General features: G+C 69.5%; 21 protein-coding genes and 3 pseudogenes. 13 read left to right on the top strand and 11 right to left on the bottom strand.

What is annotated here, in order from left to right; genetic code table 11:
* The first annotated feature begins 232 nt into the window (after positions 1 to 232).
* On the top strand, positions 233 to 1516 hold the full coding sequence (locus ABZ919_RS05095; protein WP_361242976.1) for a serine/threonine-protein kinase: 1284 nt from the start codon (positions 233 to 235) through the stop codon (positions 1514 to 1516).
* Positions 1517 to 1745: 229 nt separating this feature from the next.
* Here ABZ919_RS05095 and ABZ919_RS05100 read toward each other — a convergent pair whose 3' ends face one another.
* The 4 genes from ABZ919_RS05100 to ABZ919_RS05115 all read right to left on the bottom strand — a co-directional run bounded on the left by ABZ919_RS05100 (position 1746) and on the right by ABZ919_RS05115 (position 5883).
* Entirely contained in the window at positions 1746 to 2759 is a 1014-nt protein-coding gene (locus ABZ919_RS05100; protein ID WP_361242978.1) for an aldose 1-epimerase, read from the bottom strand.
* Between the two features lie 17 nt (positions 2760 to 2776).
* Positions 2777 to 3559, bottom strand: a complete 783-nt coding sequence (locus ABZ919_RS05105; protein WP_361242980.1) for an ATP-binding cassette domain-containing protein — start codon at positions 3557 to 3559, stop codon at positions 2777 to 2779.
* A complete protein-coding gene (locus ABZ919_RS05110; RefSeq protein ID WP_361242982.1) occupies positions 3556 to 4590 on the bottom strand; it encodes an ABC transporter permease in 1035 nt (344 codons plus the stop codon). The genes ABZ919_RS05105 and ABZ919_RS05110 overlap by 4 nt, the downstream gene beginning before the upstream one ends.
* A gap of 165 nt (positions 4591 to 4755) precedes the next feature.
* Positions 4756 to 5883, bottom strand: a complete 1128-nt coding sequence (locus tag ABZ919_RS05115) for a substrate-binding domain-containing protein (protein WP_361242984.1) — start codon at positions 5881 to 5883, stop codon at positions 4756 to 4758.
* Between the two features lie 149 nt (positions 5884 to 6032).
* Here ABZ919_RS05115 and ABZ919_RS05120 point away from each other — a divergent pair, with 149 nt between their 5' ends.
* From ABZ919_RS05120 to ABZ919_RS05135, 4 genes and pseudogenes are all read left to right on the top strand, one after another.
* Positions 6033 to 7091, top strand: a complete 1059-nt coding sequence (locus ABZ919_RS05120) for a LacI family DNA-binding transcriptional regulator (protein ID WP_361242986.1) — start codon at positions 6033 to 6035, stop codon at positions 7089 to 7091.
* Positions 7084 to 8106 carry a carbohydrate kinase gene (locus ABZ919_RS05125; RefSeq protein WP_361242988.1) on the top strand — a complete coding sequence of 341 codons (1023 nt, stop codon included), beginning with the start codon at positions 7084 to 7086 and terminating at the stop codon, positions 8104 to 8106. The genes ABZ919_RS05120 and ABZ919_RS05125 overlap by 8 nt, the downstream gene beginning before the upstream one ends.
* Before the next feature lie 161 nt (positions 8107 to 8267).
* Positions 8268 to 8510, top strand: coding sequence for a hypothetical protein (locus ABZ919_RS05130; protein WP_361243509.1), 243 nt, complete (start codon positions 8268 to 8270; stop codon positions 8508 to 8510).
* Positions 8486 to 8901: pseudogene (locus ABZ919_RS05135) on the top strand (transposase); the annotation flags it as partial. The gene ABZ919_RS05130 and the pseudogene ABZ919_RS05135, both read left to right, overlap by 25 nt.
* Positions 8902 to 8966: 65 nt before the next feature.
* Here ABZ919_RS05135 and ABZ919_RS05140 read toward each other — a convergent pair.
* Positions 8967 to 9374, bottom strand: coding sequence for a hypothetical protein (locus tag ABZ919_RS05140; protein WP_361243479.1), 408 nt, complete (start codon positions 9372 to 9374; stop codon positions 8967 to 8969).
* Between the two features lie 212 nt (positions 9375 to 9586).
* Here ABZ919_RS05140 and ABZ919_RS05145 point away from each other — a divergent pair, with 212 nt between their 5' ends.
* The gene (locus tag ABZ919_RS05145; protein ID WP_361242990.1) at positions 9587 to 9745 is read left to right on the top strand and encodes a hypothetical protein; all 159 of its coding nucleotides are present in this window, start codon (positions 9587 to 9589) and stop codon (positions 9743 to 9745) included.
* Between the two features lie 82 nt (positions 9746 to 9827).
* Here ABZ919_RS05145 and ABZ919_RS05150 read toward each other — a convergent pair whose 3' ends face one another.
* From ABZ919_RS05150 to ABZ919_RS05165, 4 genes are all read right to left on the bottom strand, one after another.
* Positions 9828 to 12500 (bottom strand): glycosyl hydrolase, encoded by a 2673-nt coding sequence (locus tag ABZ919_RS05150; protein WP_361242992.1) that lies wholly within the window; start codon positions 12498 to 12500, stop codon positions 9828 to 9830.
* Between the two features lie 173 nt (positions 12501 to 12673).
* Positions 12674 to 14242 (bottom strand): sialidase family protein, encoded by a 1569-nt coding sequence (locus tag ABZ919_RS05155; protein ID WP_361242994.1) that lies wholly within the window; start codon positions 14240 to 14242, stop codon positions 12674 to 12676.
* A 168-nt stretch (positions 14243 to 14410) separates the two neighbouring features.
* Entirely contained in the window at positions 14411 to 14611 is a 201-nt protein-coding gene (locus tag ABZ919_RS05160) for a hypothetical protein (protein ID WP_361242996.1), read from the bottom strand.
* On the bottom strand, positions 14601 to 14969 hold the full coding sequence (locus ABZ919_RS05165; RefSeq protein ID WP_361242998.1) for a hypothetical protein: 369 nt from the start codon (positions 14967 to 14969) through the stop codon (positions 14601 to 14603). The genes ABZ919_RS05160 and ABZ919_RS05165 overlap by 11 nt, the downstream gene beginning before the upstream one ends.
* A 949-nt stretch (positions 14970 to 15918) precedes the next feature.
* On the opposite strand from ABZ919_RS05165, the gene ABZ919_RS05170 reads away from it, so the two are divergent.
* Both ABZ919_RS05170 and ABZ919_RS05175 read left to right on the top strand, forming a co-directional pair.
* Positions 15919 to 16521: a class I SAM-dependent methyltransferase gene (locus tag ABZ919_RS05170; RefSeq protein WP_361243000.1), complete on the top strand. Its 603-nt coding sequence runs from the start codon at positions 15919 to 15921 to the stop codon at positions 16519 to 16521.
* Positions 16522 to 16680: 159 nt separating this feature from the next.
* A complete protein-coding gene (locus ABZ919_RS05175; protein WP_361243002.1) occupies positions 16681 to 16929 on the top strand; it encodes a metal-sensitive transcriptional regulator in 249 nt (82 codons plus the stop codon).
* On the opposite strand, the pseudogene ABZ919_RS05180 reads toward ABZ919_RS05175, so the two are convergent.
* Positions 16872 to 17066, bottom strand: a pseudogene (locus tag ABZ919_RS05180) (IS3 family transposase); the annotation flags it as partial. The gene ABZ919_RS05175 and the pseudogene ABZ919_RS05180 overlap by 58 nt on opposite strands.
* Positions 17067 to 17866: 800 nt before the next feature.
* Between ABZ919_RS05180 and ABZ919_RS05185 the strand changes: the two are divergent.
* Complete coding sequence (locus ABZ919_RS05185; protein WP_361243004.1) at positions 17867 to 18658, top strand: AfsR/SARP family transcriptional regulator; 792 nt, start codon at positions 17867 to 17869, stop codon at positions 18656 to 18658.
* A gap of 31 nt (positions 18659 to 18689) precedes the next feature.
* On the opposite strand, the pseudogene ABZ919_RS05190 reads toward ABZ919_RS05185, so the two are convergent.
* Positions 18690 to 19850, bottom strand: a pseudogene (locus ABZ919_RS05190) (phosphatidylglycerol lysyltransferase domain-containing protein).
* 382 nt (positions 19851 to 20232) lie between these two features.
* Between ABZ919_RS05190 and ABZ919_RS05195 the strand changes: the two are divergent.
* The 4 genes from ABZ919_RS05195 to ABZ919_RS05210 all read left to right on the top strand — a co-directional run bounded on the left by ABZ919_RS05195 (position 20233) and on the right by ABZ919_RS05210 (position 23927).
* A complete protein-coding gene (locus tag ABZ919_RS05195; RefSeq protein ID WP_361243006.1) occupies positions 20233 to 20607 on the top strand; it encodes a hypothetical protein in 375 nt (124 codons plus the stop codon).
* Positions 20608 to 20978: 371 nt separating this feature from the next.
* Complete coding sequence (locus ABZ919_RS05200; protein WP_361243008.1) at positions 20979 to 21686, top strand: DUF5819 family protein; 708 nt, start codon at positions 20979 to 20981, stop codon at positions 21684 to 21686.
* Positions 21683 to 22732, top strand: a complete 1050-nt coding sequence (locus ABZ919_RS05205; RefSeq protein ID WP_361243010.1) for a hypothetical protein — start codon at positions 21683 to 21685, stop codon at positions 22730 to 22732. Before ABZ919_RS05200 ends, ABZ919_RS05205 begins: the two co-directional genes overlap by 4 nt.
* Positions 22725 to 23927 carry a M23 family metallopeptidase gene (locus tag ABZ919_RS05210; protein WP_361243011.1) on the top strand — a complete coding sequence of 401 codons (1203 nt, stop codon included), beginning with the start codon at positions 22725 to 22727 and terminating at the stop codon, positions 23925 to 23927. Before ABZ919_RS05205 ends, ABZ919_RS05210 begins: the two co-directional genes overlap by 8 nt.
* The last annotated feature ends 113 nt before the right edge of the window (positions 23928 to 24040 follow it).

Below are 24040 nucleotides of genomic sequence, written 5' to 3' on the forward strand. Positions count from 1 at the left end.
GGTCCGCGTCCGCCGGCCTGCCGCACGCGACTTGACGTCGTCACGACTCAGCCGCACGCAGCCTCGTCCTCCGGCGCGGCTGCCGCAGCAGCTTGGCTCTGCGCCGCGTGAAAGACGAGGCTGCAGGGCCGGTACGCTGGGGCGGCTGCGGCACCCCGCACCTTGATCCACGCCCCACGGTGAGTCATGGCTGCGGCGATCAAGACGTCTTGGGTATGAGGATGAAGAACAAGTGCTGATAGCGGGCCGATACCAGCTGCGAGACACCATCGGTCGGGGCGCGATGGGGGAGGTCTGGCGAGCCTTCGACGAGACGCTCGGCAGACCGGTTGCCGTGAAACTCCTGCTCCCCCACGACACCGACCCCACCGCGCCGTCCCGCTTCCGGCTGGAGGCGCAGACCGCCGGCCGCCTCAGCCACCCGAACGTGGTCGGCGTCCTCGACTTCGGCGAGCACGAGGGTCGTCTGTTCCTGGTGATGGAGCTCGTCGAGGGGGACAGCCTGGCCGACCGGCTCACCGTGTCCGGATCGCTGCCCGCCGAGCAGGTGGCCCATATCGCCGCGCAGGCCGCCCTTGGGCTGGCCGTCGCGCACCGGCAGGGCGTCGTGCACCGGGATATCAAGCCGGCCAACCTCCTGCTGGGCACCGACGGCACCCTGAAGATCGGTGACTTCGGCATCGCCCGCTTCCTCGACGACCCCGGCGCCGCACTCACCGCCACCGGGCAGATCGTCGGCACCAGCCTTTACCTCGCACCCGAGCGGGCCCTGGGCCGCACCGCCGGCCCGGCATCCGACGTGTACTCCCTGGGCTGCGTGCTCTACCAACTCCTCACCGGGCGACCGCCGTTCCAGGCAGACAGCGCGCTTGCGGTGCTTCATCAGCACCTCGATGCCGCCCCAACCCCGCCCCGGCAACTCGGCGCCGATCTACCGCTCGCCTTCGAGAGCTACCTGCTCGGTCTTCTGGCCAAGGAGCCCGAGAGCCGACCCACGGCCGAGGAGGTGGCGGACTGGGTCGGGCGCGGAGCCTGGCGCGGCGCGCCGGAGCCGCTGCCGAGCGAACACCAGCATGATGTCCGCCCGGACCGGCCGCACCTCACCGGCTCAAGGGTCACCACCCTTGCAAGCTCCGTCTCCGCTCCCACCGCCCACTCCGACCGTGCCTTCGCCCGGGTGGCGGGCACCGAGTGGCAGACGAGCGTGCACCGGGCCGCGACCCGCCGCACACACCTGTCGTTCCTTCGCCGTTCGCGGCTGGTGGCTGTCCTGGGCGGCGCCGGCCTCTTCACTCTGGCTTTGGTGGTGGGCATGGTGTTGTTCTCGCGCGGCACCGGCTCAGCGCAGGGGCCGCACACCAACCCGTCCACGAACACGAGCCCCGCCACGCCGTCCCCCTCGACGTCATACGAGACTGCTTCCTCACCCCCGGGACGGCCAGCCGAGCTGGAGAAGGCACCCGAAGTCGAACCAGGCCCCAAGGAAGCCGACAGGCCCGGCAAGCACAAGCACTGACATGGGGGCGGCGGCCCGGAGTCCTCACCGCGTAGGCAACTTCCGCCCCAGGTCGGCGCGACAGCGAACTCTAGATCACCTTGGCTTCCCAAGCTGAGGGCGCTGGGCGGTGACCACCCTGGTCGTGCGGCGGTGTCGTCGTCACACTGCCGTGCAGACTTGACTCGGTGCAATCGACGCGGCAAGGGCGCGGACAATGCGACCGTCGCGTGCGTCGTCCCGTCCACTGTCACGTTGCCGGAGCCGCATGGGTGACACCGAAGCTGAACTCGCGGCGTCGGCCGGGTTCCAGGGCGAGGGCGGCGGTGTGTTCGGGGCGGTTGAAGGCGTTGGTCATCGTCTCGACGGGTTCGAGTGCGATGGAGGCGCGCCGGTCGCGTGCCAGGGTGTCTCCAGTGAAGACGTGCATGTATCCCCCGTACTGCCAGACCCGCAGTTCCTCGCCGGTCGCCGGATCGGCCAGTACCGTCTCGATCCGGCCGCCGGGGCCGGGGGTGAGGTCCGCGTAACAGGCGTCGACGACCGCGCCGCCGACGCGCTTCGGTGCCCGGAAGTCCACCTCGGGGCAGTGGTCCAAGGGGAGCGTGGCGTCGGCGCCGGGCAGTGGGATGAGGGATGGGTCGGTGCGGATGAGGGTGTGGGCGGGGATGTGCAGGACCAGGTCGTCGATGGGGCGCGACAGGGTGAAGTAGGGGTGCCAGCCCACTGCGCAGGGGGCAGTGGCGTCGCCCACGTTCGTTGCCCGGATCTCGATGCTCAGCTCTCGTGCCGTGACGGTGAATTCGGCTTCGAGGTCGAGGGCGAACGGGTAGCCGGGGTACCGGCCCGGTCTGATGCTCGTGGTGCGCAGGAGCAGACGGGCCGAGTCGGCCGTCGTGGTGGCGTGGGCGAGTTCGAACGGTGTTTCGCGGGCGAAGCCGTGGTAGATCGTGCGGGCGCCGAGGCGGCCGGGCAGCAGATCGTGGTCGTGTCCGTCGTAGCGGTAGCGGCCGTCGGCTATGCGGTTGGTGAAGGGGGCCATCAGGCCGGCGCGTACGCCGTCCTGGGAGAGGAGTTCCTCTTCGTCGCGGTAGCCGTCCGTCAGCTCCTTCAGCCGGCCTGCCGGGCCGTGCCGGACCTGCCAGCTCAGCAGGGTCGCTCCGCGCAGGGCGAGAACGGCGCGTGCCGAATCGTCCGGCGCGGAAACGACGAGGGTGGGTTCGCCGCCGAGGCGGTTCTCGGCGATCCGGTACTCGGCGGTCATGTCCCCTGGTGTTCCCTTCAGCTCGCTTCGGGAGCGAGCTTCTTCGCGCCCGTCATGATGGCCACAGCGTCCTCCATCGAGTGGGACTGCGGGGTGATGACGCCGGCGCAGCCGCCGAGTCGCTGGATGTGGATGCGGTCGGCGACCTCGAAGACGTTGGGCATGTTGTGGCTGATGAGGATGACGCCGAGGCCCTGGTCGCGCAGGTCGCGGACGAGTTTGAGGACCTGGCCGGTCTCGCGGACGCCGAGGGCGGCGGTGGGTTCGTCGAGGATCACCACCCGGCCGCCGAAGGCCGCGGTCCGGGCGACGGCCACGGACTGGCGCTGGCCCCCGGAGAGCGTCTCCACCGCCTGGTTGATGTTCTGCAGGGTGCCGATGCCGAGCCGCTTGATGTGGTCAGCGGCCTGCTTCTTCATCTCGCCGGTGTCGAGCATGCGGAACACCGAGCCGAGGATGCCCTTGCGGCGGATCTCGCGGGCGAGGAAGAGGTTGCTGGCGATGTCCAGGGCGGGGGCTACGGCGAGGGTCTGGTAGACCGTTTCGATGCCGGCGTCGCGGGCGTCCTGGGGCCGCTTGAAGTGGACCTCCTTGCCGTCGACGAGGATGCTTCCCCGGTCGGGTACGAGGGCCCCGGACAGGCACTTGATCAGGGTGGACTTGCCGGCGCCGTTGTCGCCGATGACGGCGAGGACCTCGCCGGGGTGGAGGGTGAGGTCGACGTCGTTCAGGCCGACGACCCTGCCGAAGACCTTGACCAGGCCCTTGGCCTCGAGAACGGGGGCGGTGGCGGTGGTCACGACTTCACACTCCGGATCCACTGGTCGACGGAGACAGCCGCGATCACGAGGACGCCGACTGCAAGGACTTGGTAGTTCGGGTCGATGCCGGCCAGCGCGAGGCCGTTGACGAAGACCTGGACGATCAGCGCGCCGATCAGCGAGCCGAAGACGACGCCGCGTCCGCCGAACAGGCTGGTGCCGCCGATCACGACGGCGGTGATGGACTGCAGGTTGGCGTTCAGACCGCTGTTGGGGTCGCCGCCGCCGACCCGGCCGACCAGGACCCAGGCCGCGACGGCGATGGTGAGGCCGGCCAGCATGTAGGCGCTGAGCAGGACACGGTTGACGGAGATGCCGGCGAGGCGGGCCGCCTCGATGTCGTCGCCGACCGCGTAGAGGTGGCGTCCCCAGGCGGTGTAGCGCAGGGCGTAGCCGACCACCGCGTACAGGGCGATCATGAGGAGCACGCCGTAGGTCAGGTTCAGCTGACCGAGGGAGACCGTCTGGCCGCTCCACATGAGGATATTGCCCGGCTGCAGGGCGATGGTCTGTCCCTTGGCGTAGATGAGGGTGATCGCGGTGAAGACGCTGAGGGTGCCGAGCGTGACGATGAAGGGCGGCAGCTTGATCTTGGTCACCAGCAGCCCGTTGACGGCCTGGGCGGCTATCGCGACGACCGCACCGGCCAGCAGGGCGAGCCAGCCGGGCCAGTGGCTGTCCGCGACGAGCTTCGACATCAGCAGCGAGGCGAGCACCATGACGGCGCCGATCGACAGGTCGATGCCGGCGGTGAGGATGATGACCGTCTGGCCGACGGCGAGGGAACCGATGACGGCCACCTGCTGGGCGACCAGCGAGAGGTTCTGCAACGCGTAGAAGCGTTCGTTCACCAGGGAGAACACCACGGCGGCGAGCACCAGGACGATGGCCGGGCTGAGCGCCGGCTGACGGTGCAGTACCGAGTGGATGCGCTGGCTGAGGGTGGCGGGCCGGTTGAGGAACTCCTCCGCCGGTGCCGGTGCGGCATGAGGGTCCACGTGGGTGGTCACAGGGGGTCCTTCCGGTGTCTTCCCGGGTACGGGCTCATGGGCTCGTGTGGTACGGGTGCGACGCCGGTGCCATCACGGTGGCTTCCGGCGCCGCACCCGGCTCGGGGCAGTCGCCTGACTCGGGGGCAGTCGCCCGGTCGGCGGCGGTGGCACCCGCTCGGGGCGTCAGCTGCCCCAGCAGGCGGAGGCGGCCTGCGACGGGGACTGCACGGTCAGGCCGCCGATGGGCTTTGCGGCGGCGAGGGCGGTGCCGGTGTCGTAGAAGGACTTGCCGTTGGTCACGCTGGGCTTGCTGCCGCCGCGACCCAGCTTGGCGATGGAGCTGACGCCAAGGGCCGCCATCTTGCCCGGGTACTGCACCGCGTCGGCGGCGAACTCGCCGCTGGTGAGGTTCTTCAGGCCGGCGCAGCTGCCGTCGATCGCGTAGATCGCGACGTTCTTGTCCTTGCCGGCCGCCTTCAGCGCGTTGTACGCGCCCTCTCCCGCCGGTTCGTTGATGGCGTAGACGACGTTGATGTCCGGGTTGGCCGACAGACAGTTCTCCATCGCGGTGCGGCCGCCGTCGATGGCACCCTGGGTGGGCTGGTGGCAGGCGATCGTGTAGCTGCCGCCCTTGCCGCCGGTGTACTTGCCGGACTTGGCTTCCTTGCCGTTCTCGGTCTTGCTGCCGGGGTTGATGCCCATGCCCTCCAGGAAGCCGTGGTCGCGGTTGATGTCGACGGAGACGACCTGGTTGTTGAACAGGTCGAGCATGGCGATGACCGCCGGCTTGCCGTTCAGGGCGGCCGCCGCGTACTGGCCGTCCAGCTTGCCGGCCTGCTCGTTGTCGGTGGCGTAGGTGATGTCCGCGACGCTGGGCGGGTTGGGCGCGGTGTCCAGGGCGATCACGAAGAGGCCGGCCTGCTTGGCCCGGTTCAGGGCGGCGTTCACAGCGTCGCCGTTGGTGGTGATGAGGATGCCCTTGTCGCCGCGCGATATGGCGTTGTCGATGGCGGTGATCTGGGTCTGGGTGTCGCCGTCGCTGTTGCCCGCGGCCACCGTGAGACTCACGTTGTCCTTGGCCGCCTGGGTCTTGGCGTCCTTCTCCATGCTCACGAAGTAGGGGTTGGTGAGCGTCTTCAGGATCAGCGAGACCCCCACCTTGCCACCGCCGCCCGATGCGGACGAAGAGGTGCTTCCGTTGGAAGAACCGCAGGCCGCGAGCGTGGCGCCGAGGCAGACGGTGACGCCGATCGCTGCCGCCCGGGTAGGCCGACTGCGGCGGCTCGGCACCTGGCTGGTGGAGATGTTCATGGCTTGATCCCTTTCGGAGCCGTCCCTTGGCCCACGTTGAGACAACGTTGACTGGGCGAGATACTGGGCCTGTATGGACGAGCCCGTCAAGACGCTGATAGACATGCGCGGGCAACGAGTAGGTAACGCACAACCGGTTGGAGACAACGATGACTCAGGGCGAGGCCGCGCCCCGGTCCACCCGTAGCCGCCCCACCATGCGTGAGGTCGCGGCGCTGGCCGGAGTGGCCATCAAGACCGTCTCGCGCGTGTTCAACGGCGTCCCCACCGTCGATCCCGCGATCGTCACCAGGGTCCGCGAGGCTGCCGACAAACTGGGCTACCGCCCCAACCTCACCGCCAGCAGCCTGCGCCGCGGCGACGGCCGCACCGCCACCATCGGCATGCTCGTCGAGGACGCGGCCAACCCCTTCTCCGCCGTACTGACCCGCACCGTGGAGAACGTCGCCCGGGAACGCGGAGTGCTGGTGCTGGTCGGCAGCCTCGACGAGGACCCGGCACGCGAACGGGAACTGGCCCAGGCACTCATCGACCGCCGGGTCGACGGACTGGTGATCGTCCCCGCGGGACGCGACCAGAGCTACCTCATCAACGAGCAGCACACCGGCACCCGCATGGTCTTCGTCGACCGCGAGGCCGGCCTGCTCGACGCGGACGCCGTCGTCTCCGAGAACCGGCAGGGCGCCATCACCGCCGTCAACCACCTGCTCAAGGCCGGCCACCGCCGCATCGCCTACCTCGGCGACCGCGCCTCCATCACCACCGCCGCCCAGCGCTTCAACGGCTACCGGCACGCCCTGGAAGTCGCGCACATCGACTACGACGACGAGATCGTCCGCCACGTCGGGTCCAGCGAGGAGGCGGCGATCGCCGCGACCGAGCAGGTCCTGTCGCTGCCCGATCCGCCGACGGCGCTGTTCACCAGCCAGAACTTCGTGACCATAGGCGCCGTCCGCGCCCTGCGCGCCATGGGCCTGCAGGACACCGTCGCCCAGGTGGGCTTCGACGACTTCCCCCTGGCCGACATCCTCGACCCGGGCATCTCCGTCATCGCCCAGGACGTCGAGCAGGTGGGCAGGACGGCCGCCGAGATGCTCTTCCGCAGGCTGGACGGCGACGAGTCGCCCACCCGCACCGTCACCGTGCCGACCCGGCTGATCGAGCGGGGCTCCGGCGAGATCCCAGCCGAAGGGCCGCGCCATGACTGAGCCGACGCATGTCAGAGGGCTGCCGCCGATCGTGACCGTGATCGGCGAAGCCCTCATCGATCTGGTTCAACTCGACGTGCCAGGGGACTACCGCGCCCGGCCCGGCGGCAGCCCGTTCAATGTCGCCATCGGCCTGGCCCGGCTCGGGCACCGCACCGCGCTCATGGCGCGCCTGGCCGACAACACCTTCGGCCGCATGCTCCGCACTCAGGCCGAGACCGAGGGCATCGACCTGACGTATGCTCCAGCGGCCGACGAACCCACGACGCTCGCCGTGGTCTCCATGGACCCGGAAGGCCGGGCGAGTTACGACTTCTACCTGGACGGCACCGCCGACTGGCAGTGGACCGATACCGAGACCCTCCACACCCCGCAGGACACCGCCGTACTGCACTTCGGCTCGGTCGCCTCCTGGACACCACCGGCCGCCGCCCACATCCACTCCGCCGTCCAGCGCCTGCGCACCCGCGGTACGACCCTGATCAGCTACGACCCCAACGTCCGCCCCGCCCTCCTGGGCGATCCGCAACGCGGCAGGCAGGCCGCCGAACGCAGCGTCGGCATCGCCCACCTGGTCAAGGCCAGCCGCGAGGACGTCGAGTGGCTCTATCCCGGCACCCCCATCGAGCAGATCGCCGCCCACTGGCTGGAACGCGGCGCGCTCCTCGTCCTCATCACCGACGGCCCCGACGGCGCTCACGCGTTCCACGCCAGTGCGGGAAGCCTGAGCCGTCCCGGCCGGAAGGCCGCGTTGGTGGACACCGTGGGCGCGGGCGACGCCTTCACCGCCGGGCTGCTCGGCGCACTGCTCCGCCACGGCCTGCACACTCCGCAGACGCTGGCCACGGCAGACCAGGACGAACTGGCGACCGCCGTGGACGACGCGATCCTCATCTCCGCGCTGACCTGCGAGCGCCTGGGCGCCGACCCGCCCACCGCCCTGCCCCGCCCGCACTTGCCTGCCCAAGCACCCCTGACAGCGACAGACCTGGCCTTCGCCGACGGCACCGGGTGAGCGCGGGCAGCCCAACTCCGCAGCTGGTGCTGTTCGTCAAGAGATGACGACCGCACCGACTTCGCTCCGATGTACGAGGCTCAGCAGGCAGCATCCAGAGGCCGCCTGCGGTTGTTGCGCGCCCAGGCTCTGGAGTCGGGACACGGACGGATCGTCGCGGAATGTACGACCTCTTCCGCCAGTGGCAGCGCAACTGCACCTGGCAACGGATCCTCACCGAGCTGCAGGACCGGTCCGACGCCAAGGGCCTGATCACCTGGGACATCAACGTCGATTCCCCCATCGTCCGCGCCCACCAGCACGCCGCCGGGGCGCCGAAAGCGGGGGTCTCCGGAAAGAGCCGCCCGGCGGCACCACCGTCGAACCGGCCGGACACGGACTCGGACGCTCGCGCGGTGGTCTGACCACCAAGCTGCATCTGGCTGTTGAGCAGTGACAAAAACCGATGACGATCGTCTCACGGCGGGACAGCGTGGCGACTCTCCGCAGTTCGAGCCCGTCCTGGAGAAGGTCCGCGTGCCACGCATCGGGCCCGGCCGACCGCGCACCCGACCCCATCGAGTGCGCGCCGGCAAGGCATACGCCTCCCGGAAGAACCGCGCCTACCTGCGACGTCACGGGATCCGAGACACCATCCCGGACAAGGCCGACCAGTCCCGCAACCGCAAGAAACGCGGCTCTCGCGGCGGCTGGCCACCGAGGTTCGACCCGGTCGACTACCGTGAGCGCCACGCGGTCGAATGCGGCATCAACCGCCTCAAGAGGCACCGGGCCGTGGCCACGAGGTACGACAAGCTGGCTGTGGCTATGAGGCGACCGTACTGGTCGCTGCGCTCAAGGAGTGGCTGTGACCTGCGACGTCAGGTCAGGCTCCGGCGTGCTACAGCGAGAAATTCCGCCTTGAAGGGCTCCAGTCGCTCGGCCAGGCTGCCCTCGTCACGCTCCTGCCAGACCGCTTGATTAAGGGCGCGGGCGTAGGCGGTCGTCGGTGAGTGAAGGCCAGGGGCACAGAGCAACTCGATGCTCTTCTCGGCTATGCGAAGACCGTCCATCGCCGGCCTGGCCGTCACATACCATTCATCGCCGACCTCCCATTGCGGCGGCCGCGCATGCGCTACGCCCTCCGCCTCCAGCGCGCACCGGATGAACTCCAGCACGGTCCTGATCTGCTCGGCACGTCGCTCCTCCGCCTGCGCCGCAGCCCGCCTTCGTTCTTCAGCCCGGTCAGCCGCCCGTTGCGTCGTGCGCTGGGTCAGATACGTCAACACACCACCTACAGCCACACCGACCATCGAAATCACTGGGGTCCACAGGTCTCCTGCCACGACCGACTACTACCAGTACCTGCCCATCGACCGCTGCGGATCTTGCGAGACAGGTTGGTATGCCCAGATACCGAGCCGCTCCAAGAACCACTTCCGATACACGCCCCAGTGGAACCTGCCAGGGATCCTGGCCGCAGCCGCACAGCAGCAACCCGATGCCGGCGCTGGTGACCTCCTCCGTCACCGACAGCACGGGCGTCACCCGGGTCACGGTGCGCGCCGCGCGCATCGGGGCGGTGACCGTGACCTGGGGTCCCGAGAGCGCGCCCCTCTTCACGCTGCGGCTGAGTGTGACGGCGTATCCGGTGCAGTGAACCGAACGCCAGAGGGCCGGTGCGGCCCCCGGGAGCGGGGTTCGCACCGGCCGTCGCCGTACGGCATGAAATACCGGTCGGGTCAGTCCTTACGACCCTTTGGACGCCGTACGTCGAAGGACCAGATGCCGCGTCCGTGGGTGGCGGCGTACAGCTTGCCGTCCGGGCCGAGGCGCAGCTGCATCACGGCCGTGGTGGGCAGGTCGTGCCCCAGGACCAGCCACTTGGTGGCGCCGGCGGGGCGGTAGAAGGTGGCCAGGTCGGTGCCGAGGGCGAGGCCGCCGTTCGGGAGGAGCTTGACGGTGTCGGCGGGGACGTCGGGCAGGTTGGCGGAGATGTCCGCCCAGTTCGCGCCGCCGTCCTTGGACTCGAAGACGTGGCCGACGCCCGCGCCCGGGCCCTCGGTGAACCGGCGGGAGAAGCCGTTGACCGCGACGTACACGTGCTGGGCGTTGGCCGGGTCGATCTCGAAGCCAGAGATGTAGCGGTTCGGGATGGTGCCGTCAACCGGGAGGTTCAGCTGGTGCCAGCCGGTGCCGTCGGCGTTGCCGACCGCGATGCCGCGGGTGAAGCCCTGGTTGTTGCAAGGGCCGCACCAGCCGACGTAGACCGTGCCACCGGAGGACGCCACGGCCGTAGCCGTGTGGCCCACGCCGAGGTCGTAGGCGTTCGTCCACTCCTTGCCGGAGCGGATCGCGAAGCCATTGGTGTTCACCCACACGTGCCGGCCACCGGCGATCCAGGTGTTGGTGTTCTTGGCGTCGGCGGTGATCGGGGCGATGAAGCGGGCTCCCGCACCACCCTGGTCCTTGTCCGGCGGGGCGACCTCGTACTCGGTGGCCTTCGACGGGTCCGTCGACCACGAACCGTCGTTCACGCCGCAGTTCTGGGTCACCCACATGTCCAGGTAGACGTATTCCTGGGCGATGTTGCAGCCGTTGGCGGGATCAGTGATGGTGTCGCCGCCGTCGCCGCCGAAGTTGGAGCCCATGACCTTGTCGCGGCCGCGCAGGATCGATTGACCGTTGTCCTGCAGGCCGCCGGTGACGGAGACACCGCCGTAGGTGAGGTCCTTGCCGACGCCGACGGAGTAGTACTGCAGGGCGTCGATGGTGCCGTCGTTGAGGGACTGCCAGTCCTTGGCGTGGCCGCCGGAGTCGACGGCGCCGTTGAGCGGGCGGCGGTAGATGCCGCCGTCGTTGCCGACGTAGGCCCAGGTCTTGCCCTGGTAACTGCCGATGGCGACCGCGTGCTGATCGGAGTGGACGGTGGGAGAGCAGTCGCCGGTCTGCTTGGCCGGGTCGTTGCTCCAGCAGGGGAAGGGGAAGTTCCAGTACGGGCCCGGGGTCGTCCAGCTCTGGCCGCCGTTCTTGGTCTCGAAGACCTCTTCGAGGCCGAGGTAGAGGTGGTCGGCGTTGGCCGGGTCGACCTGGAGGAACTGGTTGTACCAGGACTGGATGCCGGGCATGTAGCCCGCGCCCTGCAGGGCGGATCCGGACGCCTTCAGCTTGGTGTAGTCCGCGATCTGTGTCCACGGGCCGAACGGCGAGCCGTTCTTGGAGATGTAGACGCCCTTGAGCCCGCTGTCCGGGTTGGCGGTCGTCTGCGCCGGGGACTGATCGATGGCGTACAGGCGAGAGCCGTCGGCCGCCGCGGCGAACGTCATGTTGCCGACGTCGGCACTGCTGGTCGGCAGGTCACCGAGGCCGCTGACCGGCTTCCAGCTGCCGTCGTCCTGCTTGGCGTAGAGCCCGTTGTAAGTGTCGCCGCCGCGCCACCCGACCGCGAGCAGAACCTTGTCCGGGTCCTTCGGGTCGACGGCGATGTCGTTGGCGATGTTCTTGTACGGCGCGCTGGGATCGTCCGCCTTCGAACCACCCGGCAGGTAATCGGGGTTGGGAGCGAACTCGTGCTTCCACGGCCCGGAGAGGGTGGTCGTGGAGTGCGACCACACGCCGGTGCTGGTGGCCGCCCACACGGTGGTGCCGGCGAAGCGCAGCGCGTGGATGACGGTGGACTCCAGTTCGGCGCCGCCCACGCGGTCGCCAGGCTGGAACTGCCCGTGGCGCGGGTCCTTCAGGAGATACACCCCCGTACCGACGAAGGACGTCGCCCCGGTGTTGGACTCCCCCGTCGCGTACCAGAGCCGCTTCTGCCCGTCGAGGGCGAGGGTACCCGTCGACAGGGACGGCAGCTTGTCGGAGATCGGCTTCCAGTGCCGGCCACCGGTCGTCGAGCGGAAGACACCGCCGTTGGCTCCGCCCGCGTACACATAGCCCTGGTCGTCGGCGGCGATGCCCGTGATGCGTCCGGTGACCTTGCCCGCGCCGCCGCTGGAGTTGGAGTTGACATCGCGGTAGCGGGGGTCGTCGGCGTTGTACGCCTTCCCGGTGACGTGGTCCCAGCCGCCGGCCGTGTGCTTCATCGACTGCAGTTGCTGCCAGGCCGCCCCGTAGGCGCCGGGCGCGACCACGCCGGGTGCGGTGCGGGCCTCGGTGAACTGGGCTGTCGCCTCGGCGGAGTTCTCGGCCTCGTCGGCGCCGTCGTCGTCACCCTCCGCGGCGAACGCGGACATCCCATGGCCCGCGTGCACCGCCTTGATGTGCTGCCGGCCCATGGCGGCCTGGTGGCGTGCCTGCCAGGGGCGGGGTCTTGCGTCGTTCGACGCCGCGAACGACTGGGTGCTTACCAGTCCGAACGCCGCAGCTACGACGGTGCAGGTTATGAACCGTCGCTGGTGCTTCGGGGGCAACATGCCCTCTCCTCCCTGCGCCGGGCATATGGGGGTGTCCCGGACGCAGAGGGGATCTTGGCGTGACCACAACAGTCACACAAAGGGCTCACGGGAAAAATGGTGGGTTGTTTACCTTGCGCCTCGGATGAACCCCAAGTCGCGCTCGCTACAGGGGCTTTGAAGCGCGCCTTCTGTCACCGGACGAACCGGTGCGGCCGAGCTTTCAGGGCTCTGGTCGCGTGCGGCGTGGCCGCTACCGCAGCAAAGGCGCCGTGGTCCCTGCCGGTGGAGAACAGCCCGCTGTAGGCGTCCGTGGAGTCCTGCGGCGCGTTGGCGTTGGTCTCGACGAACAGCGGCCGTACAGCGGAGCGGCCGTCCGTGGCGAGGCCCTCGTAGTCGCCGAGGAAGTGGCCTCCCGCGTAGGGGGCCTGGAGCCAGTCGAAGACGTGGGAGATACGACGCTCGGTGGCACGGTTTTCCGCACCGCGTCGGAATGTGACCAGCCAGGCGGCAGTGGGCAGGGTCGTGGCGTTGCCCGCGGTGAGGTAGCGCAGGTCGTAGTAGGTGATCGCGACCGTGCCACGGGCGTCCACACCGATCGAGGGCGTGAACGCAGGCGCGGAGGCGACGGTGTTGACCCGCTTCGGCGCCGACCAGCTCCGGCCGCCGTCGGTGGAGTGGATCAGTTCCACGGAGTCGTAGCCGCCACTGCTGAAGTCCGAGCCTTCGTAGGCGACGTACAGCTCACCAGTGCGCGGGTCAATGGCCACGTTCGGCAGGTCGCCGCCCGCGCGCAGGGCTTTGCTCGCGTCGGTGGGGGCGTTGGGATCGACTTCGGGTACGGACGTGTCCTTGGCGATGGTGACCGGCTTGCTCCACGTGCGTCCCTGGTCGCTCGACTTGACAACGGCGAAATGCAGGTCGGTGGGCGTGAAGGTGCCGGTCGCGTAGTCGATGTCGTACGTCTGCCAGTCGAAGACATCGTAGAGGGTGTCGGTGCGCGGGTCGACGACGATGACGTTGCCGATGGTCTGCGAGTGCGTGACCACGGAGGTGTCCACGAACGGGCGTGCCTTGGTCCAGTGCCGGCCGCCGTCGCGGGTGATGGAGATGTAGGCGGGTCCGTCGTAGACCTTGGCGGAGTCGTCTTCGTCGATGCGGTCCCAGACCTGGTAGGCGACGCCGGGGTGGACGGGGTCGGCGGTGACGGCGTTCTTGTCGTCGGTGAACTGGGCCTGTGTGTCGTCGATCAGGGGGGTGGTGTGCTTCCAGGTGCGTCCGCCGTCGTACGACGTCGAGGCGGCCACCCCGTTGCGCGCGTCGGTCGCGTCGAACACCAGACCGCTGGCGTAGACCGTGCCGTCGGGGCCCGTGCTCACCCAGCCATCAGATGCGCGCTCGTAGTTGAGCCCGCCTGGGGCGCAGTGCGAGAACGGCAGCGGGGTCTCGGTGAAGTGCCGCCCGTCGTGGGTGTATGTCGCGGTCAGGCCCCGGGCACCGCCGTTGGACCAGCGGTCCTGCTGGAAGATGCCGACCGCGTTGCGTGGGTCGCGGGGGCTTGCGGTGACGTACGGTTCGTCCTCGGCGGACTGGTAGTTGGTGCCGGTCCCGTCGCCACTGATGTCGCAGGCGGCGTAAGGGTCGGTGGGCGAGACCAGGTGGACCGGCTGGCTGTCGCTCGAGGCTGCGGAACTGCCCACTGTGGCGACGAGCAGAAATGTAGCGGCGGTGGCCACGAGAGACGCTCTTGTACGTGTGCGCATGGCGATTCCCCCAACTCCGCGATGACGGTTCGTCTCGGGCTGTGCTGGCGCAGGTACGGTCCCGGTGTCGCCGGGACATGAGTCGCCCGGCGAGCCTAGCCCTGCGTTGTGTGACCGGAGTGGGCAGAAGCGGTCAAGGGCACGTCAATATTGGTTTGCCGGTGTTGGTCAGCCGTTGGCTTGCCGGTTGCGGCCGAGGACGGGCAGCGCGGCGGCCAGGACGAGGGCGACAGCGCCGGATATCAGAAGCCGGGCATGCCCGTCGGGATCCCAGGCCTGCCCGGCCCACAGGCCGGCCAGGAGGACCGCGGCACCGGTGGCACCCTGGTAGAGGCCCTGAGCCGTGCCCTGCTGGCGCTCAGAAAACAAGGGTGGAGGTCCAGGCTTTGCCGACACCGTCGGTGCAGGCGGCACATCCGCCGTACAGGGACAGGGCGACGAAGACCAGCCACGGCGCATGGACGAGGCCGAGGCCCAGTGATCCGATGGCGAAGGAGACCAGGCCCGCCGCGAACACGAGCGGACGCGGCAAAATGGTCGGACAGTGCTCCGGCGCGGGGTAGGAAATGGCGGCGTAAGCGAGGTTGTAGACCGCGTAGGCGCCGACGACTCCGGCCGTGGACAGGCTCAACTCGTGGGCAGGCAGCACTACTGGGACCAGACCAGCGAGGGTGGTGCCGTGGATACGGTCATGGTCACCGATCGGCAGACCGCCGCCTGACTGCATGGCCGCTTCGAGCGTCGATGGTCGCGGGCCGACGCGTCAAGCGGGATCACGGAGACCACCGTGACTCCCGCGCATCGGCCTGTCCGCCCGGCGCACTCTCGATGCGCACGCGCCGGCGACACCAGCGGCCCCCAGGACCGCGCCCCGGCCGGGGACCTCACTCCTCAAGCCCTCACGGTTTCACCGTCGAGGGCGTCCTCAACACCCACTTCCACGCCGACTTCCTCGCCGGTCACCTGGAGATGACCGCCCGCACCGGCGCCTGGATCGGCTACGGAGCGGTTCGTCGCCCTGGTGACCGCCGGCCAGCCCTCCTCCCCCGCCTACTTCGCCTACGACGCCGTACTCAACCGCAAGGCACACGGGCTGTTCGTCGCGGCCGGTGCGCCCCGACCGCTGTCCGTGGAGGTTCACGCAGCGGCGGACTTGCGGGGCGGTCGTCCTCGACACTCGCTCGCCGCAGGACTTCGCCGCCGGGCACGTGAGCGGCTCGGTCAACGTGGCCGCCGACGGCCGCTTCGCCGAACAGGCGGGCAGGTCGTCGGTCCCGGGGCGAAGGTCGTGGTGGTCGCGCCGCAGGACCGCGAGGAGGAGATCGTCACCCGGCTGGCCCGGATCGGCTTCGACACCGGTGGGCGGATACCTACGCGATCCCGAGGGCGCCTTCCGCGCCCTGGCCGACGGCATGCAACAGGCGAGCCGCCTGACCGCGGACGAGGTGCACCGGCTGTTGGACGGTGACGCCCTGGCGCCACTCTCGCACCGGGGCGCAGGTAGCTCGTACCTGCCTCGGTGTGCCGGGCCCCACAATGGCGACAGAGAGGGCGTGCCATCGTCGCCGAAGAAGGCCGCCCAGCTGCGGCGACGGCAGCCCGGCGCCGACCGGGCAGGGGTGGCACGGACCGAGGCGACGGCGGGTCCGCGACAGGAAAGACGCGAGGAGCACCACATGGACGCAGCAGCATGGGACGAGCGTTACCGCGGCGCCGGACTCGTATGGGCGGCGGAGCCCAACCGGTTCGTCGAACAGGAACTGGCCGGGCTCGAGCCCACCGGCCGGGTGCTCGACCTGGCAGCCGGGGAAGGACGCAACGCGGTCTGGCTGGCGGAGCTGGGATGGGAAGTGGACGCCGTGGACTTCTCCGCCGTGGCACTGGAGAAAGCGGGGCGGCTGGCCGCCGAGCGCGGCGCGCAGCTGCACACCGTCTGCGCGGACCTGACCGCATGGTCCGCTGCGGAGGCGACGTACGACCTGGCCCTCATCGCCTATCTCCACCTGCCGTGGGAGCAGATGGAACACGTGCTGCGGCAGGCCGCACGTGCTGTCCGACCGGGTGGGACCCTGCTGCTGGTCGGTCACGCCGCGGCCAATCTCCGGCAGGGCCACGGCGGGCCGCAGGACCCTCGTGTGCTCTACACCGCCGAGCAGGTCGCCACCGTGTGGCGAGCGTACGCCGACATCGTGCGAGCCGAGACCGTCGAGCGGCCGGTGACCGGCGCAGACGGGCCCCGTACCGCCCTCGACACGCTGGTCCGCGCCGTGCGGCCGTGACCTCCCGTATCAGATCCGCCACCGGGCGGGCTCAGGGCCGGCACACCCCGCCATTCCCACCCTGATGGCCGTCCGACCATCGCGCGCGCCATGGCCCGATCGACTCCGCCCCAAACCGGGCGCACCATACCCCACGGGGTATGCAGTCGAGGAGTGATCGTGGAACTGGAGCTTGCGGGTGCGGACCTGAAGTCCGTGCTGAACCGACTGCGCCGCGCGCAGGGGCACATCTCGGGCGTGAATCGGATGATCGAAGAAGGCAGCGACTGTGAAGACGTCGTCACGCAGCTCGCCGCCGCGTCCCGCGCCCTGGACCGCGCCGGTTTCGCCATCATCGCCACCGGCCTGCAACTGAGCAACTCGGTCTGCATCCCGCCCCAGAACGATTCGATCATGGCGTTGTCGTAGCAGTCGCCGATCGTGCCCATCGAGGGGACCAGGCCGGAGGCCCGGGCCCGTTCGGTGAAGGCCCAGGACGTGAACTGGACTCCGTGGTCGGAGTGGATCACCGTCCCAGCAGTCGGCCGGCGATTACTGATCGCCATATGCGGCCATCCAGACGGATGCAGACCTGGGGACCCGACCAGTGGTGTGTACAGGCGCTGGTCGAGGGTGCCGCCGGTCCCGCTGCCGGCAGAACGCAGGCCATGGCCACGGCGGCGCCCACACTCATGATGCGTTTCATGCGCTGCTCAACCTGGAGCTTTCCCACGATGCGACGGGGCGGCTGTCAAGATCACTCCTATGGCGGTCACACGCTGTGGCGGTCGCGTCCTGCGCAGCCGGCTATGGGCATGTCAGGGCTGGGAGCGTCGTCGTCCTCCGCAGCCTGCGTGCCCGCAACCACCGCAGAAGCCACCGCCGTTGCACGGACATGGGCACTGGCCTGCCACACGGTGCCGGGCAGCCCGATTCCCGCGCCTGGCTTTTGCCCTGGCGAATGCGCGCTGCATATAGGGGGAGGCTGCCGCCCTTTTGGATTTCAGCTGCTCGGTGAGCCATATCTCGTGCTGGGCAACCGAAAGTGGCAAGCGAGTGCCGTCCGACTCTTTCCCCCGTAAATCACGTTGTGCGGATATTTCAAAGACTAGACGGCACCACTAAACTTCCCCATACGCCGGACCGTTCGCACTTCATGCGACGGACAGTGCATTTGCCACAATTATGGCGTACGTCACACCCGGTCGACCCAGTCGCGCCGGGGCTCAAATCACGGTGAGAGAAACACCAACTCTCGGCAAAAGGAACGTCATGACCTTGCGTGAGGTCCGGCGTGCTGTGGAAGATCAGCCGTTGGCGGGACTGACCATCTCGCCGTCACGGAAGAACGTCACGGGGGACACAATTGAACTTCCACATACTCGGTCCAATCGAGATTTCGGCGGCCGACGGCTCGACCTCGCCGGGCCCGGGCGCGCTCAAACAGCGAGCGCTGCTGGCACTGCTGTGCCTGAACGCCGAGCGAGTCGTCTCCGCCCAGCAGTTGACCGACCTCGTCTGGCCGGACAGCCCACCGCGCACCGCGGCCACCGCTCTGCAGGTCTACGTGTCCAGGCTGCGCAAACACCTGTCGGCGCTGGGCGCGGACCCGGGCGTCCTGACCACGCGAGCCCCCGGCTACCTCCTCGACCTGGGGCAGCGGCACGAACTGGACCTGCATCGCTTCGAGTCGACGGTCGCCAGGGCCCACGGGCTGAGAACCGTCGGGCGGATGGCGGAGGCCTCGGAACTGCTGGCCTCCGCCGTCGCCCTGTGGCGCGGGCCAGCGCTCGCCGACGTCCGCGGCCTGCCCCTGCTGGACGACCTGGGCCGCCAGCTGGACGAGAAACGGAATTCCACTCACGAACTGTGGGTGGAAACGGAACTCCGGCTCGGCCATAACTCCTGGGTGATCAGCGAGACTTATGGTCTGGTCGCGGACCAGCCGCTATGGGAGAACCTCTATCTCTATCTGATGGTGGCTCTCTACCGGAGCGGCCGAACCGCCGATGCACTCGGCGTCTACAACACCCTGCGGAACAAACTCGTCGAAGGGCTGGGAATGGAACCGAGTCTGCGGCTCCGGCAGGTGCAGCGCGCCATTCTCTCCCGGGCCTCCTGGCTGGAGGACGGCGCCGCCCTTCCGCTGGTCTCCTAGATATGTGTCCCGAGGACGTCCGTCCCCCGCCTCAAACGGCGGAACGGACGTCCTCGGCCAGGGCCGGCGCCAGGGTGGTCCGTCGCCCGGCACGTCCGGGCCGGGGCAGTTCAAGGGTGATGAATGCCTCGGCCCGCATGATGGCGAGCCCGATCCGGGGCAGATCACGCGCCCGTGGATACACCAGGAAACGCGGCTCCCAGTCCGGCTGGAATTTGGCGTTGAACTTGTAGAGCGACTCGATCTGGAACCAGCGCGAGGCGAAGACCAGCAGGCCGCGCCACACGCGCAGCACCGGTCCGGCTCCGAGCCGCTCCCCCCTGGCCAAAGCCGAGCGGAACACCGCCAGTTCGGCGACCCGGCGCACCCGGCAGACGTAGCCGGCACGTTCGATCCTCTTCACCATCTGCCGGACGTTGCGCATGGCCCGGCCCGACAGCGAGAAGTCGGACGTGTCGACCACCGCCTCGTCGCCCAGCTCCAGCGCGTCGAGTCCGGCCTCCCCGGCCCAGATCTCCCCGCCGGTCTCACTGCAGCCCACGACGGCGGGAACCCAGGCGTGCTCGCGGGCCTCGGCCATGAAGGCATGAATGGCGCCCGGCCATGCCTCGACGTCGCCGAGCGGGTCGCCGGAGGCTAACCGGCCCCTCGAAGCCGCACAGCCCGTACAGCACGTGCTCCAGCCGCTGCGGGAAGCCGTACGGCCGGCGCTCGCTCGACGGGTGGACGCTGACGATGAGCAGGCCGAGCAGGACGCTGACACCGCCGAGACCGGGCAGGCCGACGAGCGCTCGCAGCCGGGTGCGCGGGTCGGCCTTGGCGTAGAACTCACGCCGGTGGACCACGATCGCCCCCAGCAGCACCAGCGCGATCACCGCCGAGACCAGCTGGTGGCGGTGCAGCAGGTGAAGCGCCGCGCTCACCGGAAGCGGCACGACCACCGCGCGCCATGCCCGGCGCTTGCGGCGGCGCAGCGCGTGGGCCAGCAGGATCAGCAGCAGTCCGCCGGTCAGCTGGCCCACCGCGGCCAGTGTGGTCACCCCGCCGGGAAGCTCACCGAGCCGGCGTGCACCCGGGAGTGCCGGAAGCCGGGAAAGAGGGCACTCACCAGATCCAGGACACCGATCAGCCTGCAGACATGGTCCGCCACCGACGGAACCCATGGCCGTCCGTTCCGATGACGCTCGTTCATATTGCAACCCTAGAGGTCGGAAAGGACGAAAGTCTCTTGTCTGCCCATTTCGAGATGCGTTAGCGCGGGTTTAGTTTCCTCTCGAAAACCCCACCCGAAGGTAAAGGTTGCGCGATCCGAAGTAGCACCTGACCCCCGACGACCTGGAAGAACCATCAGTGCACCCCCTGGATTTGAGCTTTTGCTGAGTTTGGAGCATTCAACTCCGCTTGACGGGCGCGAAATCCGTTGAGCGTCCCGTGAAGTCATGGTTAGAGTGAAGCCACTCCCCGGTTGCTCACGGCATTAAGCGTGCCATGCCGAGCCTCGGGAGAAAGTGCGCACGTGTCTGCGAATCGATTCGCGCATCCTCTTGAATTCTCACCACTCGAAGGGAACCACCATGAACGGCAAGCGTGCCGTCGCCGGTGCGGTCATCGCGGCTCTCGCCGCGGTCGGCACCGCGGGTCTCACCACGTCCAGCGCCTCGGCTGCCTCCCTGCCGCAGCACAAGGCCGCCGCCCAGCACTCGGTCGCCACCGCCCAGGTCCTCAGCAAGGGCGCGCAGCCGCAGTTCTGGCACGCGATCGCGCAGAGCGTCGCCGCGGCGACGGTCGTCAAGGCGTCCGAGGCGGCGGTGAAGGTCACGACCAAGCTGAAGTCGAGCGAGTCCTCGTCCTCCAGCGAGTCGTCGTCCTCGTCCAGCGGCGGTCCCGCCCTCAGCGGCGCGACGGCGCACGGGGTGATCCTGGGCGACACCGCCTACGACGCCCACTGACCCTCGGCGTCGAGCAGTTCCGTACCGCCGCACGACGTGCGGCACCGAGAGATCCACTGGCGTCGGCCGACCACCGGCGCCGCGTGACCTGTGGCGCCGGCGGACATCCGGCGCAAGGGGGAAGAGCCACGGCACCGCCCGGCAGGCGGAGCCGCGTGGCATACGGCATCGACCGACCGTCGGTGCCGGTGACGTGAGCCACCGCAGGACCAGCGGTGCGAAGTGACATGTGGTGTCGTGTGCCCACCGATGCCGATCGACCCCCGGTGCCGGGGCGGGGCGCCCCGCCCCGGCACGCAGTCTCGCGCGGATCCACCACCGTTTCCGAATCGACCCGACCTGGACGTCGACCCACCTGGATGTGGACAGCGATGAGAGTTCCCGCGCGCTCGCGCGCATCGGAGGGCGCACCCCCGGCGGCGGGTGTACCCCTCCCGCCGGCCGTACGGATCAGTGCGCTGGCAGCCCTCGCGGCCGTGGCGGTGTACTGCCTGTGCTGCCTGGTCTACAACGCCCCCGCCTCCCCGTTGAAAGACCGCGTCAAGAGCCCCGCCACGGCCGTTATGGAGCCGTACTTCTGGCAGGACTGGCAGCTCTTCGGGCCCACGCCCGGCAGCAGCGACGACCTCATCTACCTGCGTGCCCGGATGAGGCTTCCCTCGGGCAGGACCGTGGAGTCGAGCCCCGTCGAGATCGAGCAGGCCATCGACAGAGCGCCGCAGGACTTCCCCGTGAACCCCACGAAACTTCCCGGCGTCCTGCTCGCGTTCGACGCCGCGGCCAACCACTACGCGAGCATCGCGACCAAGTTCAACAAACTGCCCGCGGCCGACCGCAAGGACGCCCGGGCACGCCTCGACCACCAGTTCGCGTCGGACTTCGAGGAAATGCGGCGGTTCTTCTCCGTCCAGGCGAAGGCGCTCTACCCGGACGCCCAGATCATCGCCGTCCAGGCGACCTTCAAGAACCGTCCCATCGTCCCGTTCTCGGCCCGGTACGCGGTGCCCAAGCCGGAGGCGCACGAGCAGGGGCTGCTGGCGACGTCGTGGATGACCTACGTACCGGGGGTGGCCCAGTGACCCGCGTATCCGCTCTGACGGCCAGGGCATGGCGAACCGGTACGGCACGGCTGGACACGGCGCTGCTGCGCCTCGCGACCCGCAGGCACCGGCTCATCGGCATCGCGGCGCTCCGTGTCGTCATCGGCTTCGCCACGGTCCTGTACTGCCTGTCCGACTACTCCAGGCGCCGCTTCCTGTGGGGGCCGGACTCCTACAACTCCCTCTCCACGGCGAGGGACGCGCTGCCGCGCTGGGGCTTCTCGCTCTTTCTGTGGAGCCACTCGACGCTCTGGTTCGAGATCGTCTTCCACGCCGTGATCGTGGTCGCCCTGGCCTTCATGATCTTCGGCGGCCGATGGCTCGCACTGGCCCAGGCCGTGATGATGTGGTCGCTGCACAACCGCAACCAGGACGTGCTCGAAGGCGGCGACAACCTCGCCCAGATCCTCATCCTGTTCATGGTCTTCACCGTCTCCGACGCCTACTTCGCGCCCGGCGCCAGGCGGCGGCGCGCGCGGCTGAGGGAGCGGGAGCGGCCGGCGGTCTCCACCGTGCTGCACAACCTGGCCGCCTTCCTGATCGTCTTCCAGACCGCGGTGCTGTACTTCGCCGCCGGCTACTGGAAGATCACCGGGAAGATGTGGCAGGACGGCGTGGCGATGTACTACATCAGCCGGATCACCGGCTTCCAGATGTCGGCGGCGTACACGCACCTGATGAGCAACGCCTACGTGGGCACCGCCGTCTGCTACTTCACGATCGCTGTCGAACTCGCGCTGCCCTTCGCGATCCTGTCCGCCCGCCCATGGGTCCGGAAGGCCAACACCCTGGCTCTGGAGGCCATGCACGTGGGCATCATGGTCTGCATGGGCCTGGTGTGCTTCGGCCTGCTGATGATCGGCGCGGACTGCACCTGCCTGCGCGACGACGACTACCGGTCGCTCGCCCGGCGCCTGCGGACCCTTAAGGAGCGCCTGCTGCCCCGTGGTTGGTCACCGCTCCCCGCGCGCGGCATGAGCCCCGTGGCGATCGCGGCCGGGCAGGACGGGGTGGCCGATGCGTGACACCGTCAGGGAACCGGCAGGCGGCACCGGCTCGCAAGGCGCGGCGGCGGATGCCCTGTACCGGTTCCTCACCGCCGGGCGCGCCGACCGGGAGCGCCTCGCGCCGCGCGTGGTCGCCGCCGTGGGACGCGAGCGGCTCGACGAGATCGTGGACGCCGCCCTCGCACGCGTCGGCGAGGTCACCGGCGTGCACGACAGCCCCGACGGACTGGTGATCGGCGGCACCCGGGGACGCGCCCTCGCCTTCGCCGCCACCGCGGACGGCCGGACGCTCGACCATCTCCTGATCGCCCCCGGCACGTACCGCCCCTCGCCCCCGCTCCTCGCCCGGCTGCGTCGGGCTCTGCCGTGGACCGTGCTGGTGGCGCTGTTCGTCGTGCGGATCGACGCCTGCTGGGAGGCCCCCTCCCAGATCGCCTGGTGCGGGCGCCTGCTCATCGTCGCGGTCGGGTACCTGGTCATCGAGGGCTGGCGTGCCCCCGCCCTGATGCCGTGGTGGGCCCGCCGGCCGCTGGAGGCGGGGGCCCTCGTCGCCCTCGCCTCCGCCTGGCGGCTGCCGGGGCTGCCCGCGTCGGGCGGCGCCGGTGAGCTGGTCGTGGGGGCCTGCCTGGTCGCCGTCGTCGGCGTACTGCTGGTGCGGGCACGACGCCACCGCTGGGGAACAGCCGTCTCCCGGCCGCTCGTCTTCCCTTTGCGGGGCGGCAGTTGGTACATCGCGCAGGGCGGAGGGCGCGGCCTCAACCACCATTTCGCCTTCCCCGAGCAGCGTGGCGCCCTGGACGTGGTTCAGGTCGGCCCCGGCGGTACGCGGGGGCGCTCCCGAGGCGTGAACGAGAGCCACCTCGTGTACGGACGGCCCGTGCACGCCCCCTGCGACGGCACGGTCGTCGCCGCCGCCGACCACATCGACGACCAGGAACCCGGCACCATCCGCTACCAGCCCGCCTACGGCAACCACGTGTGGATCGACACCGGCGCCGAACTCGTCAAACTCGCCCACCTGCGCCCCGGCACCGTGACCGTGGCCAAGGGCGACACCGTGCGCGCCGGGCAGGTGCTCGGCGAGGTCGGCAACTCGGGCAACAGCACCGAGCCGCACCTGCACATCCACGCCGAACGCGACGGCGTCGGCCTCGACCTGGAGTTCGAGGGGGTCTCGGGCCCGCTGTGCCGGGGCCGGACCGTCCGCTCGTAGACCACACCACGCCCTTCATCACGACAGGCAGCCCTCCGGCCCGCACGGACGACATGCCCGGCCCCGGGCCGCCTCGTCACGTCCTGCGCGTCCTCGGCACCCCCTCACCAGAA

The sequence above is a fragment of the Streptomyces sp. NPDC046759 genome (assembly GCF_040645475.1).
Lineage (GTDB): Bacteria > Actinomycetota > Actinomycetes > Streptomycetales > Streptomycetaceae > Streptomyces.